Source organism: Pseudohalioglobus lutimaris (assembly GCF_002866825.1).
GTDB lineage: Bacteria > Pseudomonadota > Gammaproteobacteria > Pseudomonadales > Halieaceae > Halioglobus > Halioglobus lutimaris.
This window is the reverse complement of sequence record NZ_PKUS01000012.1, coordinates 76,136-92,869: the sequence shown is the minus strand read 5'-3', so window position 1 is coordinate 92,869 and position 16,734 is coordinate 76,136. Positions and strand designations below refer to the sequence as shown.

The 16,734-nt window shown below is 62.8% G+C and carries 10 protein-coding genes; 1 reads left to right on the top strand and 9 read right to left on the bottom strand.

Going from position 1 to position 16,734, the window contains the following annotated elements; genetic code table 11:
* Positions 1–72 precede the first annotated feature (72 nt).
* Both C0039_RS11535 and C0039_RS11530 read right to left on the bottom strand, forming a co-directional pair.
* Positions 73–1,587 carry a serine/threonine-protein kinase gene (locus C0039_RS11535; protein WP_075999136.1) on the bottom strand — a complete coding sequence of 505 codons (1,515 nt, stop codon included), beginning with the start codon at positions 1,585–1,587 and terminating at the stop codon, positions 73–75.
* A 39-nt stretch (positions 1,588–1,626) separates the two neighbouring features.
* A complete protein-coding gene (locus tag C0039_RS11530; RefSeq protein ID WP_101518128.1) occupies positions 1,627–3,096 on the bottom strand; it encodes an autotransporter outer membrane beta-barrel domain-containing protein in 1,470 nt (489 codons plus the stop codon).
* A gap of 108 nt (positions 3,097–3,204) precedes the next feature.
* On the opposite strand from C0039_RS11530, the gene C0039_RS11525 reads away from it, so the two are divergent.
* Positions 3,205–4,140 (top strand): alpha/beta hydrolase family protein, encoded by a 936-nt coding sequence (locus C0039_RS11525; RefSeq protein WP_101518127.1) that lies wholly within the window; start codon positions 3,205–3,207, stop codon positions 4,138–4,140.
* Here the strand turns inward: C0039_RS11525 and C0039_RS11520 are convergent.
* From C0039_RS11520 to C0039_RS11490, 7 genes are read right to left on the bottom strand one after another with little or no spacing between them, the layout of a single operon-like run.
* Entirely contained in the window at positions 4,060–5,103 is a 1,044-nt protein-coding gene (locus tag C0039_RS11520) for an FHA domain-containing protein (RefSeq protein WP_101518126.1), read from the bottom strand. The two genes, C0039_RS11525 and C0039_RS11520, sit on opposite strands and share 81 nt — an antisense overlap.
* 12 nt (positions 5,104–5,115) lie before the next feature.
* Positions 5,116–6,141, bottom strand: coding sequence for a PP2C family protein-serine/threonine phosphatase (locus C0039_RS11515; RefSeq protein ID WP_101518125.1), 1,026 nt, complete (start codon positions 6,139–6,141; stop codon positions 5,116–5,118).
* Entirely contained in the window at positions 6,138–7,430 is a 1,293-nt protein-coding gene (locus tag C0039_RS11510; protein WP_101518124.1) for a multiheme c-type cytochrome, read from the bottom strand. The genes C0039_RS11515 and C0039_RS11510 overlap by 4 nt, the downstream gene beginning before the upstream one ends.
* On the bottom strand, positions 7,412–11,155 hold the full coding sequence (locus C0039_RS11505) for an LVIVD repeat-containing protein (protein ID WP_198171784.1): 3,744 nt from the start codon (positions 11,153–11,155) through the stop codon (positions 7,412–7,414). The genes C0039_RS11510 and C0039_RS11505 overlap by 19 nt, the downstream gene beginning before the upstream one ends.
* A gap of 9 nt (positions 11,156–11,164) precedes the next feature.
* Positions 11,165–13,039, bottom strand: a complete 1,875-nt coding sequence (locus C0039_RS11500; protein WP_075999143.1) for a hypothetical protein — start codon at positions 13,037–13,039, stop codon at positions 11,165–11,167.
* Positions 13,040–13,043: 4 nt separating this feature from the next.
* Positions 13,044–15,014, bottom strand: coding sequence for a heme-binding protein (locus tag C0039_RS11495; protein ID WP_075999144.1), 1,971 nt, complete (start codon positions 15,012–15,014; stop codon positions 13,044–13,046).
* Entirely contained in the window at positions 15,015–16,721 is a 1,707-nt protein-coding gene (locus tag C0039_RS11490) for a cytochrome c3 family protein (RefSeq protein ID WP_165787108.1), read from the bottom strand.
* Positions 16,722–16,734 lie beyond the last annotated feature (13 nt).

The window sequence follows — 16,734 nt, the reverse complement described above, 5'->3', positions numbered from 1 at the left end:
TCCTGTTATTCGAGTTTTCCCTGGCCAATCGCTTCAGTATAGACCAGGCACCTGTGCCTGCTAGTAGAGCCTTCAGCAATCCAGGGACATTTCCTGCGCCAGGGAACTCAGGTCATCGTGCCCGGGGTATATCTTCAGGCCCTCACAGGTAGCGAAAGCCGCTCCCCCTTCATCGCCCTGCGACGCCAGGGTATCGGCCCACCCGGCATAGGTATCGATAATAGCGAGTATGCCTTCTCTGGCCTGTGGAGAATCCACCAGGCCCAGCACCCCGGCATAGGCGCTATAGGCATTGTCCGCGCCGACGCGCAGGATGTGATGGGCGCTGGCAAAATCGCCGGCGGCAAATTCTGCCTGGGCGATTTCCAGGTAGGCATCACCCTGCGACAGCCAACGTTGTACCCGCAACTCCTGCTCGGGGGTAAGCGGCTCGCTGCCGGCGGTGACCAGGCTATCGAGAAACACCTGCTCAGAGTCCGGTGCCTTCATCGCCAACAGCCCCAGGCCGGCAGCAGCAAGAGTTGCCGCCAGGGCCACCCCGGCCAGGCCACCGAGCACCATCTTGCGGCGAGCCCGCTCACCGCTAAGTCCCTCCGCAAAAGCGTCCACACTGGCCAGACGATCCGCGCGATTGAACGCCAACCCCTTCTCCAGCGCTGCCCAGCGACCGCCACTGAGCCCCGCCACTCGCGCGGGCTTGAGGCCCTGCGCACGGGCCTTGATTGATTCTATGTTAGCGAAAGGATGCTTGCCGGTCAGCAGTTCATAGCTCACGCAGGCCAGGGCGTAGACGTCATCCTCAGGGCCAGGAGGTAGTCCCTCGAACATTTCGCAACTGGCGTAGGCCGGGGTAAGCGCACCCAGTGCGCTGGCGTCAAATTCCGTTTGTTGCCCTCCCTGTTGGGCGCTCTCATTGGCGCGTGCGATGCCCAGGTCGAGAATCTTTGCCGCGCCGTCGGTGGTGAGGAATACGTTGTTAGGCTTGAAGTCGGAGTGCACCAGGTCGGTGCCGTGAATGTAGGACAGGCCCGCCGCCATACCCTCAATAATCGGCCAGGCCTCGTCCCAGGGCAGGCCGTCGCGGGCACGACCGGCAATGAGCTCATCCAGCGGTTCACCGCGGATGTGCTCCATGATCATGTATGGCTGTCCCAGGTGCTGGTCGAAGTGCAGCACGTGCACCACATTGGGATGGGACAACTGTTGCGACTTGCGCGTTTCGCGCTGCAAGGCCATGCGCGCCACGCCGTGGGAGGCGAAGCGGCTGCCTAGAAACTTGATAGCGACCTTGGACTGGCGATCCTTGAACTCGCGTTCGTACAGCTGGTCCACCGCAAGGAATACACGACCCATGCCGCCCTCACCGAGCAGGTGCTCCAGCCGATAGCGCCCGGAGATGATATCCCCGGGAACCGGATCCACCACATCGTCGCCAGGCGATACTGGTGGCGTGGCCAGGGTATCGGCGACGGTGGCCTGCTCCCCAGTGTCCGGGCCCGAGGTCGGGGTCGGGTCGACCACCGTATCCGCTACGGTGCCCTCGGTCAGGTCTTCAGCCTGGTGCGCGCTGCGCGGCGGAATCTTCATATCACCACATCCTGGCGGCCGCAGTGTCTGTCTCCAGCGCTAGAAACTCCCACGCACACCAATGGTAAAGAGGTTGGCGGATACATCTTCAAGGCCCAGGGTCGTGCGGTAGTCGACGAACGCCTGAATATTATTGGCGAACACCGCTGCCACACCCAGACCGACGGAGAAGTAGTCCGTGTCAGGATCATCAGAGCCCACGTTAAGATTGAAAGACTGGCCCACCTCTTGTGAGGCGTAGCGCGCGTCTACCATTCTCGCATCGTTCTTGAACTCATGGTGCCAGTCCGCGCGTGCGTAGGGCACGAGAACGCCGGAGGACGTACTGAAGCTGCGAGTCAACTGCGCCCCCAGGGTGGAAACCAGGGACTCGATATCCTGATCCCCGTAAGCCAGGTTAAGCCCGCCGTTGACAGCGGAATCCTTCTCCGTATAGCCGTCCACGGTAATGTCCAGGTAGCTCAGCCCCAGGTCGACACCGAGGTCAAAGCCACCGAGTTCAAAAGTGGTTCCGGTAGACAAACCGAGGCCCAGGGTGTCACTGTCGGTTTTGCCGCTCATCGTGCGATCGATATCCAGATTTTGACCGCGGCCAGAACCGTCGGCAGCGCCCTGGTAGCGCACCACCCGCTCTGTCTCATAATCGTTACTGCCGTAACTCACCAGCCCGTCCACGTAGAAACGCCCGAGGTTGCCGATCAGGTAAGCACTGAGACTGTAACCATCCAGCTCAAAGCCACCGCCCGACACAGTGGAGGTAAGCGAGTTACCCGCCAGCGATGACCTGCTGTTGTCAAAGTCCACCTCATAGTCGGCATAGCCCGCGGCAACGCCGGCTACCAGGCCAGAATCGAACATATAGTCAAAGCCCAGAGTGGCACCATAGGAGTCGTAATCGTATTCGTCCTCAACCTGAGTGCCGTCGCGCTCACCAAAACCGTAGGCGCCGTTGAGAAACCACCCCCAACCCAGGCCGTCACCTTCCTCACCGGCATTGCCGCCGACCACCGGCGTGCCGTTCATGGCGAGGTTGACGCCACCGGCTGTAGAGCGCGCCCCGGCACGTATAGCGTCCAGACGCATACCGATATTGGCAAACTGCCCGTTTGAGGTCTCCGAGGCCAGGCTGCCCTTGGACACCTGCTCCTCACCGGTGAGTTGCTGCATCGCCTCGGCGAGCTGCCCACTGCTCCAGCCCAGGTTATTACCGGTGGGGCCATCATTATTCGCCAGGGCATTAGCGGTGGTGACCATTTCGTTACAGCGGAAAAAAAGATCCTCTTCTGCGGTTTCCGCCGGGCGTATATCGCCAGCCACCGGACGGTACTTATCCAACATCTGGCCACAGGTCAGCTGCACCACATTACCGGTACCCACCTGCAGGTCTGTGCTGTTGTCCGCTCCTGCTACCACGGAGCCCAGCGTCGTATCCTGTGTCTGTGTCTGCGCCTGTGAGTGCGCAGCAATCGTCACCCCAAAGACCGCTATTGCTATTTGCTTCTTATTCACGATGAACTCCTATTTTTATTTTAACCGCTGCAACCGCTAAACGCAGATTATCAGAGTAGTTGCGGACAGGTTATTATCATAGACCAAAATTTTAGGCGAAGTTAAGTCTTGTCAATTCCCGCCCCTCCAGCCCGGCAGGCGAAACCGGCCCCGCTTGAGCAGCTTGGCGGCAGGGCGCTGGCCCTGCTGCTGACTCTGCTCAGTGCCGCCTGCGGCCAAAACCCTACTCATGAGGCAATGGCGCTGGCTGCCGGGGCCGACGCCCATACCGGCTATATTACCGGCACCACGTTCTCCCACCTGCTGGTCACGCGCATCCCCGACGGGGATGTCGAGCAACTCAGTGTCTACCTCGGCGGCGATGGCCGCGCCTTCATCCGTCCTGGGCAGGTGTCCCTGGACCCGACGCCCAGGCATCATCTGGGCCTGAACCTGATGCTGGCAGACCCTGGCCCGGCGGCCTATATCGGCCGCCCCTGTTACTACAGTGCTGCCGGCAGCACACCCTGTGAGCCCTCTCTGTGGACCACATCCCGCTACTCCCGGGAAGTGCGCGACAGTATTGCAGCGGTAGTGGCCGACCTTGCCGGGCAGCACCCGGAGGCCGCCATCCGGCTGATCGGCTTCAGCGGCGGCGGCACCCTGGCCATGCTGGTGGCCGCAGTCAGCCCCGCAGTGGTCGAAGTGGTGACCCTGGCCGCACCACTGGATACCCAGCGATGGACAGAACTGCACGGCTATAGCCCCCTGACCGGTTCTCTCAATCCCGCAGACCAGCATCATTGGCGGCCTGGCCTGCGACAGTCGCATTACTTCGGGGAGCACGACAAGAACGTCCCCGCCGCACTCGCAAGTGGCTTTATCCGCAGGCTACAGGCAACCGGCCTGCCGGTAACATCACACACCGTCAGTGGCTTTGATCACAGCTGCTGCTGGCTACAGGCCTGGCCTGCCCTGGCGGAGCTAAAGAAGCTGCCACAGGACCAACAGGGCGGCGACGAGCAGCACCGCCCCGGCCGTCCATTTCAAGGCAGCACTCCCTGATTTCGTACTTGTCGCTTTGCCTGCACTGGCCGCCGCAGGAGCGGCCGGTTTCTTGCTCGCCGCCGGGCTGCCACCTGCCTTGCCATGAAACACCAGACGGGTATTTCCCAGGCTGATTTCATCCCCGTCACCCAGGTAGGCAGAGAGGCGTTTTTCGCCATTTACATAGATGCCATTGGCAGACACCAGGTTGACCAGCTGCCAGCGCCCACCGCTGTGGCTCAGCTGGGCGTGTCGCTTGGATACGCTGCTATCATCGAGCAAAATCTGACAGCGCTCCTCACGACCGATCTCCCACACGTCGGGACTGTCGCCGCCGCTGAGTTCAAGTTCCAGTAATTCAGGTTCACCGCCGGTGGCAGACAGCAACAGCAGGTGAGCCAGCTCCGAGGCCCTGCCCATGGCCTGCCCGGCGGGGCTCTCCCGCTGCAGTTCATCCAGCCCCAACACCCGGGTGTGGCCCTCTTCGGGCCCATCCACCCAGCTGCCGGGCACCGGCGCATCCGCCGACGGCGAGGGCTGCGGCGCAGGTGGCGGGTCTGCTTTCACGGCCGCGGCAGGGGGCTCCTTGTTCACCGCCTCGTCTGCCGGCGGCGCCGCACTGACCACAGTGGCACCGGCATCGACCACGGTCGCGCCCATATCCACCACGGTGGCATCCATTGCCGCTGCGCCGCCACTTATCGCCACCACGTAGCAGTGCTTTTCGAAACAGAGGATATCGCCATCGGCAAGCTCCACCTCACCCACCGCCGGCGTTTCATTGACCCGGGTGCCGTTGGCGGACCCCAGATCCTCTACCGTTAGCCGGCTGCTCTGTACGCGCAGCCGTGCGTGTTCGCGTGATACCCGGCCATCATCTATGACCATGTCGCAGTCGGGGGACCGGCCCACCGTCTGCTCTCCCGACAACTCGATGCTTGCGCCGTCACTGGCGACAAGTTTCGCCGTAAATTCACTCATTTTCGTTCCTCTTTACACTACGCCCTGGCTGATCAGGCCAAGGATTACTGCAACGATTAGCGCTGCCCCCAAAAAGATCCTCAACCGCCTGGACCTTTGCGCGCCGGTATCATCCTTACGTTCATCCCCGCTCACTCCCGGCTCCGAGCCTGGCGTGAAATTCTGTACGGTGTCTTCCGCGCCGCGAGGAGCAATACGCCGCACCACCGTCTGTCCCGTATCCCCGCTGTACTCCACCGCCGCGGTGGCCATTCCATGGTATTCCCCACTTTGCGGATCGAAGTGCCAGTATGTCCTGGGAGCGCCCTCACCCTCGCTCGCGGCCGCGCCCGCGCAGTCCACCAGCAGCGCAGTGATATTGTCCTGACCGCCCTTGTCCACCGCCAGCTGGACCATTGCCTTGCAGCGGCTGGCCGGGTCTTCGTCCCGGCCAAGAATCGCAGCCAGCTCGCCGCTATCCAGCACATCGGAGAGACCGTCGCTACACAGCAACAACTCCGCTCCTTGCGGCAACTGTCCCTGGTTCTCTCCCACCGCGAGGTCACCCTCTTGCTGCAGGCCAATGGCCTGTACGATGATGTTTTTACGCGGATGCACCCTGGCCTGCTCGGGAGTAATCTGGCCCTGATCCACCAGGGTCTGTACGAAAGAGTGATCCTGGGTAAGCAGGTGCAGCATGCCGTCCCACAGGTAGGCCCTGCTGTCACCCACCCAGGCGATCCGGTAGCCGGACTCGTCGCATTGCAGGCCGACCACGGTAGACGCCATACCCTGGCGCCCCTTGCCCTGTTCTATCGCCTCGCGTACCGAACGATTGGCCTCCTCCACCGCCTCGCGCAGGGTCAGCCCCTCGGCGACCCCTGCTGAAATCGTGCTGCAGGTCAGGGCACTCGCCACCTCCCCGGCATTGTGGCCACCCACCCCGTCGGCAACCAGGGCCAGACCCAGCTCACGGTCCACCAGCCAGTTGTCCTCGTTGTGGTCTCGCTGCCCGACGTCGGTCGCCGCCTCGGCATTGAGTACAACCGCCTCATTCACAGGGCCTTCTCCACCTGCCCGGCGAGCACCGCAAACTGCTTGGGCACAAAGCGGTTCTCATCACGCACGGATTCGAACCAGGCATCCATGGCCTTCTCGTAAGTCCCGGCATCGCCCAGTGCCAGACCCAGGGTTTCCACCCCGAGGAACACCTGTTCAGCGGCGGTAAAGTGACGGAACTGCCCAGCGGCCGCGCGCTGCAACAGGCCGCCGCGCAGCCGTTCCATGGTGGTGCTGTCGTAGTTACTGCCACTCAGTTTTTCAGCCATCGGGGCGAGCAAGTCGTGTAAGCTGCGGGCCTTTGCGACCACTGCCTCACGGCTTTCCAGGGATGCTGTATGCAAGGACCGCAACGCATTGTCCAGCGCGCCGGCCTCGCCCAGCTTGCCCGTCTTTATCACCGCGATAAGCACGACCAGGCTGCCATCATTGAGGCGCACAGCCCCTGGGGGCAGGGCCTGATCAGCCCCCTCCCGCTGCCAGCGCAGGTCGTCCATAGGGTGGTGGCAGGCATGACACTGGTAAAAAGACAATTCGGGGATGAGGCCAGGATCAGTAAACCAGGACTCCTGCAGCAACTCCAGCTGCGCCATGGCGGTAACTGACAGTCCCGCCAGCCACATATTGACCGAGGCAATCGCCGGTTTACGCTCCCGGTAGTCGCTGTCGACCTCGTAGTGTGCGGGCTGGTTGACGGTGAATGTCTCCAGTTCGAAACTCAACCGTGGATGACCGGCACCCATGATCCGGTGGGTGGCAAACTTGTCCCGGGTACCCAGATGGCAGGACAGGCAAAGGCGTGCCCGCGCCAGCGGTTCCTCGGTGGGGTACATCCCCTTGGCCAGGTTATCCGCATGGTTCGTTCCCTGCTCCGCATGCGATTCCAGCCAGCGTCCGGCGCCACCGTGGCAGGCCTCGCAGCCCACACCGTCGGAAATCTGGAAGCGCCTGCCGCGGGCCTCGCTGGCGACATTGTCCGCATGGCAGTCGAGGCAGATTTTCGCTCCCGCCGCTGACGGCAGCCCGAGCTTGCGGGCGATAGCCCTGGACTGGTCTGTCTGCAGGGTGCGATAGGCGCGGGAGTGGTAATCCTGGCGCAGCCAGATCCGGTACTCGTTCAGCCACACAGTGCTACCGGGCTCGGGGCTGCTCTTGCCGTGGCACACGCTGGTGCTGCAACTGGCCACACCCTCGTGCACATCGGCCCCCGCTTCGGGCAGGGGCAACTGCTGGGCCTTGAGGCCCAGGGAGAGAAACAACAGGGACAGTGCTAGTTTTCCACGTACCATGGCTTACCGTCTTTATCCACATAGAGTCTGCGCATTTCAGCTTCGTTGAGGGGTCGCGATCCAACGCGCCCGAATACCGCCACCTGACCGCCGGTCTCGTCCACCCCACGATCGCGCTCCAGGGGCCGACTCAGGGAACGCGCCGGGGACGGAGTAGTATAGCTGGCGATCAATTCAGGCTTCGGCTCGGGGCTGAAGCCATAGAATTTGGGCTGACTGTCCGGCGAGGTCAGCTGCAGTACCTTGAGCCCGGCGCTGCCATCGGCCACGTAAGCGAATATAGAGGCGTTGGTCGCAGCCACGGTGACATCGCTGGCATCCACCAGACCGTCTTTGAACAGCTGCAGCAAACGCGGTTGCTCCGCGCGCTTGATGTCGATGATGGCCAGCCCATCGGCGCCGGCGGCCACGTAGGCGTAAGTGCGCGCCAGGTGCAGGCGCCGGGCATCGGCCAGGGGTACCGTGGCACCTTCCACCAGCTGCGGCGAGGCGGGGTTGGTAATGTCCACCAACTTGAGTCCGTCCGCGTCAGTGACGAAGAGATAGCGGAACTGCTGGGCCACCGAGTGGCCGCGATTCAGCGGCACCACCGCCTCCAGCACCGGCGTCAGGGGTTTGTCCAGGTTCAGCACCACCAGGCCTGCATCAGCGATAATGTAGACGTAACGACCCCCTATGGTCATATGGCGCGCGCCGTCCAGCACCCCGTTCTCGTTCCAGGTCAGTGCACGCTCAAGGAAGTTATTGCGCGGTTCCCCGTCCATCAGGGTATCGATGTCGGTAAGGATCAAGCCCTCTTCGCTGTCGGTGATATAGGCGTAGTCGTAGGTGGGATGGAAAGGCTGCTCCAGGTTGGTCTTGCGCATCAGGTCTCCCTGGTTGCGCGAGGGCTGGATCGGCTGGGTGGTGGGCAGCACCACGCAGGTGGCATTACTGCTTTCCACCCGGGTGTCATGACCCAGGGGACTGAAGGGCGCAGTAATGAGGCGCTGGGCCACACCTTTGTTACCGATACTGGCAGCGTCATACACCTGCATACCTTTCTCCCCCTCCGCCACGAACAGGTATTCGCCGCGCAGCTGCAGGCAGGCCGCAGGGCCAGAGCCGTGCGGATAGCCGTGTTGCAGCATTTTGCCCTGCTCCTGGTGGGCCTGGAAGAAGTCCGGGTAGGCGTAGCGCTGCAGGTAGGAGCCGATCACCGCCTGGGGTTCCTGCCACTCGGTCACCTGCACGCCGGTGATGTGATCTTCGCCACCAACATAGGCATGGTAGCCAAGGAAGTCGGCGAAATCAGTACCGAACATCAGCAACTGGGCCATGATCGCGTTGTTGTCATTTTCCCGTGACAGGTGGCAGTCCTCGCACTGCTTGGTCTCGGTTTTGCGCACCGTGTGCGGGAAGTGGGGGTTCATCGCCTGTGAGCTGTAGCCGCTGGACGCGATGGGCGGCTGCTGTACGTAGATTTTCTCGCGATTGGCATTGGTGGAGGACAACACCAGGGCAGAGGTGGAGCGCACCGGCGCGATCTTGCCGCCCTTGGCGGTCTCCCTGCGCCCGAGGAAGAACATCTGGTCGCGGGCGACCTGGGGATTATAGGTCGCGTAATTGCGCGACTCACCGCCTTCGTAGTGGTGCCGGTCAGTCTTGTTGTTGGCTTCGATCGGGAGGTGGCAGCCGGCACAGCTGGTGGTCCAGGAGGTATGACAGGTATAGCACTCCATCTCGTCGTCGGAGTGCGCCAGCTCGGTGGTCGCCACTTCGGAACCCCAGTTCTGCTTGCTGGTGTCCTTGCTCATCAGCTTGGCCCGCGCCGCCTTCTCGTTGTACTCGGGGTGCGCCGGGCTGACGGTATCCTTGACCAGACTCATCTCCCACTCCAGCTCCGGGTCCAGCACCGAGCGCTGGATCAACTTATTGTCGATCCACTCAAAGCGTTTGCGCCCGTCCGGATTGCGGATGGCCCCCAGGTCGGTGCCCCCCTCCAGGGCCGCCGGCCCGGAAGTAAACAAGTTGGGGTAGGCCTGGGCAGAGCCGTGGCAGTCCTTGCAGTCGATCTCCACCGCAGCGGCCACTTCACCGTAGATGTGCCCGTTGCCGTGATTATCCTGGGCGTAGTGGCAATCCACACAGTGCATGCCCACATCCATGTGGATAGAGGACATATGTACCGCCTTCTGGAATTTCTCCGGGTCGTCGTCGCTGACCGTATTGCCCTCAGCGTCGAGCAGGGTGCCGTCACGGTCGCGCTTGAAAATCGCGCGGAAGTTCCAGCCGTGGCCGTGATAGTCGGCGAACTGGGTGTCATTGAGCCCGGGATTCAGCTCGGAAACGGCCTTGAGGAATTCCATATCCGCCCACTTGCCACGAGGGGCAGCGCCCTCCGGGTTGCGGTCCAGCACCTTACGCCGCTCCTCCTCGGTGGGATAGACCTGTTTCTCCGGCCACATGGCGGGCGCATCAGACTCGTAATCCCACATGGTGTAGCCGAGGTAGCTGTTGACGAACATATTCGGCTGGTGCATGTGGCAGACCATGCACTGGCTGGTGGGAATCGCCCGGGTGAAGGCGTGCTGCAGCGGGTGGCCGGAGCGTCCTTTCTTGATGGTTGGATCTGCAGTCTGGGTTTCCCCGGTGTGGCCGAACTCGGCGTACTGGCCGGAATGGGCCGGGTCGCGATCGTTGGCGTACACCACGTGACAGGAGGCGCACCCCGAGCTGCGGTAGTCACCCGGCTGGTCGTTGGTACCCAGGAACCAGGTGTGGGGGTCGTTCAGGCGCGTCTTGGTGATATTGATCACGGGCACGGATATGCGACCACCGGTGCCAGGGCCACGGTTGGACTGGCGGAAGTCGGGCCGCCCGGGTTCCTCCAGGCGCTGCAATTGGCCCAGGGCGTTGGGGACACCGGTCTCCGGGAACAGGTTGGATATATTCCTGCCGCCGCGCTCAAACACGCGGAAAATATCCCCGGGCTTGATGGTCTCCCAGGCCGGCAGGGGGAACAACTGGGGCAGGATACTGGCCTGCTCGGTCATTTCCGGTGTGGGCTTGAGAGGGGCGATTATGGAAGCGGGCTCACCCTCGCGGGTGTAGGCTTCTCCAAGAATATAGCGTTTGAAAGGCAGGATGCCGTTGTTGTATGCCGCTCCGCCCCAGAGCATGGCGGAAGTGGACATCAGGCTGCGCTCCGCGGCCTCGATGATGGGCAGGTGGCAGGCACCGCAGGCCTCCCGCGCGATCCGGTAATCCGAGGGGTTGATAAAGCGCACGAACTCCGGGCTCTCTTTGTTGAGCAGGGTGTACGTCTGCTCCGGGTTTGCGCTGGAGGGATAGTGCCAGGCGTCCGGGTAACGGGGCAGTACGTGGGCCTGCTCCATCGCTGCCACATAGGCCGTTGCCGAACGGTCCAGCCCCGGCGTCACGTTCACTGCGGCATCACCACCGTGACAATCAGTGCAGCCCAGTTTGACCGCCGGGTTGGCATGCATGGTTTTCTGGTCGGTCTGTGTATGGCAACTCTGGCAACCCGAGGACTTTGCATCCATCTGCTCCTGGGTCTGGCTGACCGGGGCGTTCGGTGCAGTCACGTAATTACGCTCCACCGCCTTTGCGCCTGACGCGGCCAGGCTGTCACTGGCGGGTACGGCCAGTAGCGCCACGGCACCGAGTACGGCCCAGGTTCTGGACAGGACCCCCATTCGCTTTTCCTGTACTTCCTTTATCATCTCAATCCCCTAGAAAGTCAGTATCACGTTCAACAGCACGGAATAGGGATCATCATCCCCGTAAAGATCCTGGAACCCATCGCCCGACAGTAACTGGGCGTAGGACAGGCGAGCCACCACATTCTGGCTCATGAAAGGCCGCCAGATCAGCGCTGCGGACAGGTCCATGCCGATCTCGCTGTCCACACTTCCCTGGTTGCGCGCCACCTCCAGCACCTCCGTCTCGGCAAAGGCCAGGTAGTTGGCATTGAGAGAGAGGCGCAGCTCCGGGAGGATATCCATGTCGACGCCGCCACCCACCAGCACTACGCCGGGATTGGTAAAGTTGGACTGGCCGTGCTCCTTGGATGAGCGCATGGAATTGAGCACACCGTTGCGCTGCGACAGGGCCACCCGGCCGCCGCCGATCAGCGGCACACCCTGGCGTATCCAGTAGCTGGTATCCGCGCCGGCGAACTGCGGATTCTCGAAGATCGCGTCGAAGCCCTGGCTCTTGTCGTCAAACGGGTCATCGTCACCCGAGCCATAGAGGAAGGACAGGCGGGCACGTATCCAGTCGAAGTCCATGGACGGTTCGGCGGCAAAGAAGTATGCCTCGATGTCCGAGTCCTCGCCGTTGAATACCGCGCCTTCCTCCTCGCCCAGGGCGACGTAGAAAGAGGTGGTGAGATTCACCCGACCGATATGACCATCGCCATTGTAGCCCAGGTAGTAAACGTCATAGTCGCGCAGGCGCTCCTGGCCCACGGAGGCCGGGCGGGCGATAAAGTCGTTATCGTCGTAGAAAATCTCGTCTTCCCGGTTGCGGTTATAAATGGCGGTGAACTGGGAGAAGAAGCCCAGGCTGGGCTGGTCCTGCCAATAGAGGTTGGCGACGAACACGTCGTCGTCACGCAGGTCCTCGCCAACATCGTTAAGACCTGAGTTGGTGTCTTTTTCCATGCGCCGGAACCACGCCAGGTTGTACTGGAAGCGGTTGTTGCTGCGGGTGCCGAACAGGCGCACACCGAACGGCGAGTCCTGGAAAAGGAAGCCGCGGAAGTCACTGGAGAATGGCTGGATGCCCACGCGCAGGCTGTCAAAGTCGTAGCGGTCGGAGACATTGCGCAGGTGTTTGTCGACGAACGCCGCCTGTATGCCCGCGTGGCCATCGCTGCGCGTGTAGTCGTCTTCACCGGGGTCCGCGTTGAGTCCCAGTACCTCGTCGAGTTCCGTATAGTTGTAATTGAACACCGGCGTGAACCTGAACTCCCAGTCCGGTGGTCGGAACACGGTGTCGCCCTGGTAGTAGACCAGTTCCACGGCAACATTCTGGTTGAACAGGAACTGCTCAGTATCCCCGAACACATCAAGTGACCCGGGATTCCTTGTGGTCTGTCCCCCCACCGGAGTGGGTACGTCGCGCCACTCCAGCACAGAGTCGGAAATGGCGGTGACATTGAAGAACCAGTCACCGTGGATGGGCTTGTCGCCCTTGATAGTGTTCTGGTTGTAGGGGTCCCACCAGTTGTCCTCGTAACCGAGGCTGTCGACAATGCGCCAGCGATCGGGAATGGGCACAGCCTCCACGTATTGCTCCGCGGTAGGCCGGGGAATGGATGAATAGCGCCGTGGTAACACGGTACGCGTTTCGCTCTGCGGCGCCTCGCGGGTTACCTCACCGGTGGTTTCATCCACCACGACTTCACGGTAGGTACAGTCGCGATTGGACCCTCCCGTGCGCCGCCGGCCACTGCTACTGCGGTCCCGGGTGTCGTTGTCATCGCACTCCAGGCCCGGCTCGTTCTGCTCGGCCTGTGCCCCCGGCACAGCGGCCAGCAGGGTGAGTCCAGCTGCCAGCAGCAGCGGCGTGAATACTCGATTTTTCAGTAGTTCTATGTCCATGACACTACTTCCCCGCGCAGACCTGTTGTTCGTCGCTTCCAAAATAGGGTGATTGCGGGCACTGCACATAGCGCAGGCGCTCGCCCATGGGTTTCAACCGGTCGGCGCGTATCTCCGGTGGTGCGTTGTTGACCCCGGCGCCCGCCTCGTGCACGCCGAGAAATGCAATCATGTCATCCTGGTCGATACCGTCCCCGGACACGCCGATGCCCCCCACCAGCACATCGCCGCGGTAGATGGGCACGCTGCCGGGAAAGATCTGGATGCCGTTGGCCACACGCGGCGCACTGGACTGGGCGCAGTTGGACGGCACATCGTCGCCCGCCAACCCCAGGGCAAAAGCCACGTGCCCGAGTACGTTGTTGAAACTCAGGTCCAGCTGCAGCCCGGTGGAGAACACGCTCCACTCATCCGCGGAAAAGGACTTGCTGAACGGGCCATGGGGATTGCCGAGGATGCCGTCCGGGTAAAAGGGCCTGGAGAGGTTTCCCCCGGAGCGGTCGGAGAACGCGGTGCCGTCGGTCAGTGCGGTGGGCCCCACAAAGGCCTGGACCGCGTCCACATAATCGGCAATGAACACCTCCGCCTTGGGGGACAGGTCCGGATTAACGTACACCGCGGGATCGGTGATGCCGCGCAGGAACGCGGCGGCATCTGCGGAGGAGAACAGGGCCGCTGTGCGCGCCTTCTGCAAAGACACATCCGCGCCGAACACCGGGGCATCCCGGGTACGTGCCATGCCCAGGATGGAGCCCTGGCTGTCCACCACCGAAACTGTCACCCGGGCCGCACTACCAAGTGGTCGGCGGATCTGCGCCCGTGCCCGGTTGGCCACGGCCAGGGCCGAGCTGATCAAGGCCTCCACTTCCCCGGCACTCAGGGGCGCCACGGAGAGCGAACCTCCATCGGTGCCATCGCTAGGGGGAAAACGGTTGGCATTGCTTTCATCAACAAAAACGAAGGCGTCCAGGCCGGCAAAGCCGGTAGCCGGACGTATGCCCGAGCCGGGTTGGCCGAAAGCCTCGCCCGCGCGTATACCACCGCTGGTATAACCGATGACCGCAATGGACTGCCCGCGACCCACCAGGCTGTCGTAGGCGGGCGCCTGCTCCGGCGCCTCGCGCAGGTCGCCAAAGCCGACATCGGCGAAGCGCAGCGTCTTACCCTCTACGGTGATGCGGTCCGCGCGCCGGTCCAGTGGCGCGGCGAAATCCCAGGTTGCCGCCAGGGCGATCTGCTCGTCCAGGTCACGATCGGTGTCGAGAATATTTTTGTCGATGGAGTACCGCCCGTCCGCCATGACCCCCACGCCACCGACCACCGTGCCATCTTTGTACAGGGGTAGCCCTCCGGGATCAGCTGACAGCCCCAGGGGAGAGCGCTGCGGGCCCACACCGGTCTCCACCACCGGGCCGGCCTGGGTGAAGTCGGAACAGGCCAGCTGGCTGAACTGCACCCCGAACAGGGGACCCGCTGGCTGATTGTCCTCACCGGGATTGAAATGCTCCTGCACGATCTGGTTGGCGGTACGGGTGGTAAAGGCATTGCCCTCGCTGGACAGGTAGGCCCCGGTGACCGCCTTGGCGATCGCGGCCAGCGCATCGCCATCGCTACCGGCGGGGAGGACCACGCCTTCCAGTCCGGTACTTACCGAGGTGGGAAAGGAGGTACTGATCACCACCTCCCGGGATGTCGGTGCCATGCGATGCACCGCCAGTACATTGCCCACCCGGTCCACCACCGCAATGGTGGCCTCGGCGCCCAGCGCGTCTGCCTGGGCAATACCCTGGGCCAGCACCTGCTTGATGTCTGCCACCGTGAGAGCGGACCCGGCACCGGCGCACTGGCCAATGCAGGGTACATTCTGGTCATCCTGATCCGGGGAAGTACCCGCGCTACTGCCACCGCCACCACCCCCGCCACAGGCCGGGAGCATGCTCGACAGAATTACAACCATTGCCATCCGTTTCATCATCTACTCCCCCCCTGAACCCGCAGGTTCGTATGCGGTATCGTGACCACGGGCCTGCAACGCCGGTGTAGCTCCGGCCTCGTGGTAAACGTGACAGCTAACGCAGTCCACCGCAGAGACCCGCTCGTTATCCGCATGACAACCCAGGCAGTTCTCCCGCCCGGGAATAAGAATATCCGCGGCCTGGTCGGACGCGCTCGCATCGTGACACGTTTCACACACATTGCGGCCCTGCTCCCGGGCCAGGCTGAGGTGACTACTGTGATCGAAACTCGAATGCGGGTACCAGTCCCCGGTGACCTTGATGGGTTCCACGTACCAGCGGTCGTGAATACTCTGCATACCGGTCTCGGTGACCTCGTGACAGGTTACGCAGCCGGTTTCCGCAAACTGGAAGCCGGCCTCTGACATCGCCTCACGGCGCCCGCACTCCAGGCCGCTGCCCTCGCAGCTGCCTGCGGCATCCCGCTTCCCGGGCACCCGCCGCGGTTTCTTCGCCGCCCGCTCCTGCCGCAACACCGGATCGGTAAACTCGCGGATGAAGTGCGCCTCCATGGCCACCGTGGCCGCGCGCAGATCTCCGTGGGGCAGCTCCAGCTCTGGTTCGAAGCTATCGAAATTGAGACCGTGACAGCTGCGGCAGTGGGCGTCCATGGTCACCGGTTCGAAGTGCTCGCCGTCGTCTTTGAGGGTGTGGCAGCTGGCGCATTCCAGTCCTTCGCTGCTGAGCTTGTCCTGCACCTTGTCCACATCCATGTGTACAGCATGGGTGAATTTCAGGTTGGAGCGTTCCCGCTGTGTCTCGGGCAGCGCGCGCACGCGATCTACCTGCCAGCCGTGTACACCCCCGGGACCCCTGGGCGTGAGCAGGGCGAGACGGAACTCAGGGTGGGCCGCCTCGGTGAAACCGCTGACCGCTTCCATGCCCTCCGCATCCGGCCAGTCCGCGGGCTGCGCGTGGCAGTCCACGCACAGTCCCCGGTCCCTGCGCACCAGGGCCTGGGGCTCGTTGTGCTCCCGATGACAGCTGGCACAGCGTTCACCGCTGAAGTGTTGCGCCGGATGCACGGTCACGTCCACGTGTTCATTGACCTCGCGGTGGCAGACCAGGCAAGCCTCGTCCTGCACCATTTTGAAAGGTTCGGTGTGGCAGGCCTGGCAGTCATCGCCAATGCCGGTGGTGCGGTGCGCCGCCACCAATGGTCCACTGGACCACATGCCGTCATCGGGCAGGGGCAGCGAGCGCAGCCGGGCCCCCAGCTCAGGCTCGAACAGCACCACGGCGGGCACCACCAGGCACAGCACCAAAACCAGCAGGGCCAGCAACCAGCTACTACGGCGGCGGCTCCATATCACCTGCTCCAGTTCCAGCGCGCCGCCGTAATTTACCGCGGCAGTGGCGGTGGCTTCCAGGCGCAGGGCCAGGTCAAAGCCCGCCGGCGGTGCAATCAGTTCCAGACGATGCCCGGGTAGCTCCAGCGCAACCCCCTGCTGCAGGTCGGCTTTTGATACCTCCCGGCCATCCAGTTCAAAACGAAAGCCGCGGGCGCGCAGGCTGGCGCCGTCTGCGCCTTTGGGGGTTATTTCAACAACACCGGGCAGGCCCGGCAGCTGTACCATCGCTCCTTCAGCCCCCCCCAAAGTGAGGCGATTGCCTTCATACTCCGTCTCCAGCGCTTCCGCACTGCCCCGACCTGTCTGTTTTCTCACCAGGAAATGCATG

Excerpts from the sequence above, each read along its gene's own strand:
- C0039_RS11520 (WP_101518126.1), bottom strand. The coding sequence starts at position 5,103 with ATGAGTGAATTTACGGCGAAACTTGTCGCCAGTGACGGCGCAAGCATC.
- C0039_RS11510 (WP_101518124.1), bottom strand. The coding sequence starts at position 7,430 with ATGGTACGTGGAAAACTAGCACTGTCCCTGTTGTTTCTCTCCCTGGGC.
- C0039_RS11535 (WP_075999136.1), bottom strand. The coding sequence starts at position 1,587 with ATGAAGATTCCGCCGCGCAGCGCGCACCAGGCTGAAGACCTGACCGAG.
- C0039_RS11505 (WP_198171784.1), bottom strand. The coding sequence starts at position 11,155 with ATGATAAAGGAAGTACAGGAAAAGCGAATGGGGGTCCTGTCCAGAACC.
- C0039_RS11495 (WP_075999144.1), bottom strand. The coding sequence starts at position 15,014 with ATGATGAAACGGATGGCAATGGTTGTAATTCTGTCGAGCATGCTCCCG.
- C0039_RS11500 (WP_075999143.1), bottom strand. The coding sequence starts at position 13,039 with ATGGACATAGAACTACTGAAAAATCGAGTATTCACGCCGCTGCTGCTG.